Source organism: Streptomyces palmae, assembly GCF_004684805.1.
Taxonomy (GTDB): domain Bacteria; phylum Actinomycetota; class Actinomycetes; order Streptomycetales; family Streptomycetaceae; genus Streptomyces; species Streptomyces palmae.
In genome coordinates, this window is record NZ_SRID01000619.1 from 1 (window position 1) to 2,004 (window position 2,004).

Below are 2,004 nucleotides of genomic sequence, written 5' to 3' on the forward strand. Positions count from 1 at the left end.
AAGAGACAGGGGCGGCTGGGATGGACGGTGCCACTGCGGCAGTTGGGGTTGCCGGGGACAGCGCGTCAGACGGCTTTGCCGGGGTTGCCGGGATGGCCGGGGTCATGAGGCCGGTCAGCCTGGCTTCGGCTTGGACCCCCTTGGTGACACCCGCCGTGACGCCGGATCCTGCCAGCGGGGCTGTCATCCCGACCTTCGCCTCGGGTGCCGTACCCGTCGGACCAGCCGGACCAGCCGTGTTGGTCGTACTCGCCGACCTCGCCGACCCTGCCGTGCCGGCCGTACCGGCCGTGCCCGCCGTACCAGTCGTACCCGCCGGCCCCGTCGTGCCGGCCGTGCCCGCCGTGCCAGTTGTCCCCCCGCGCCCAGGATGCGATGGGGTGGCGAGGGCGAGGCCGGTGCGGATGGCGAAGCGCCGGAGTTCGGTGATCAGCGCGGGGTCCGCCTGCTCGGGGGCGGCGAGTTCGGCGTGGGTGCGGGCGGCCGGGGGGAGGTCGGCGAGGAGGGCGGCGAGGTCCCGCAGGTGCCGGTCGCGGGCCGCGGGGTCGGCCAGGCAGTCGGCGTCGAGTTCGACGCGCAGCGCCCGGGCGTCCGCCGGCCGGTTGCCGGCCTCGGCGGGCGGCTCGGGGGCGGCGCCGCACCAGAGTCCGGAACGTACCGCCACCGCTCGGGCGCCGGAGGGCAGACGCAGGGAGGCCGGCGGTTCTCCCTCGGAGGTGCCCGCGGATGCCGGCAGGTCCCAGGAGACCGGGCGGGGCGCCGGGCGGGAGCCGTCGATGCCGGTGGGCGAGCAGACGAGCGCGGTGAGCAGGGCCGGCCAGGTGAACTCGCCCTCGATGGAGACCAGCCGTACCGTCTCCGCGCCGTCCTCGTCCCCGGTGGCGGGCAGCGGTAGGCCCAGGGCCACCTCGATCTCCGTACCGAGGAGGTCGCACACCGACTCGGCGAGGCCCACCGGGTCGCGGCCGTCGACGGGGACCAGCCGGACCGTACGCCGGGACTCGGCGGGCAGCCCGGCGAGGAGGGTCGCCAGGTCGTCCGCGGGCACCGGCTCCGCACGGGGTGCGCCGAGCAGCACGCTCAGCCGTTCGGGGTGCACGGCGACGGCGTAAGCGGCCTCGTCGGGGAGGGGCGCGGCGGCGCCGGCGGGGCTCAGCAGCAGCCCCGCCGGGACGGGGCGGGCCACACAGGCGCCGATCGGGCCGAGCGGGACCCGGGCCAGGGCCCGCTGCCAGCGGGGCGCGGGCAGCCGTATGCCGAGCGGCTCGGGGGCCGTGCCGGGGGCGAAGCGCCACCAGCCACCGCCGGGGGTGGCGGGTTCGGCGACATGGAGGAGGCCGCCGGGGGTGAGCACGGCGGGGGCGTCCGGGGCCTCGATGGTCAGCTCCCAGGCCTCGGCGAGCCGCTGGGCCAGCGGTGTGCCTCCGCCCGGCGCGGCACCGGCCCCGGAGAGCACCAATCGGACGGCGAGTGGCGCGTCCTCGCGCAGCCGGGCCAGCAGGGCGCCCAGTTCCTCACCGAGGTTGCCCGCGGCGGCCGGCGGAACGTCGACCACCACCACCGGCCGCCTGGGGTCGGCCGGCAGGTCGTGTACGAGGTCCCGGACCGGGGAGTCGGGGGCTTCGGAGGAGCGCAGCAGATGGCGGTGCGGGAAGTCCTCGCGCACCGTGTGGGGTGGTACGGCGGTCTCGGCGCCGGTGCCGGCCGGGTCTGCCGCCTCCGGGGTCGCCGGGGTGCCGGTGCGGCGGCCGAGGCGGCGCAGCAGTCTTCCGGATATGCGGCTCATCGGGCTCGCCCCGCTTCTCGGGCGTTGTTCTGCCCCACTGGTCCTCCCTCGTCTGAACGGCCCGATTCGATCATGAACGGTCCTTCTTGCGGGAGCCCGAACCGGTCGGTTTGCCGGTGAGCAGGTTGTAGGCGTCGTTGCCGCGGGAGGAGTTCTCGCGACCGGATCCGGTGGACGGGCGGGGGCGGGGGGTGTTCGAGGTCGGGTTGGTGTCGGTC

General features: G+C 76.5%; 1 pseudogene. It reads right to left on the bottom strand.

From position 1 onward, the window contains the following. A pseudogene (locus E4099_RS31560) lies at window positions 1–1,786 on the bottom strand (hypothetical protein); the annotation flags it as partial. Window positions 1,787–2,004: the final 218 nt, after the last annotated feature.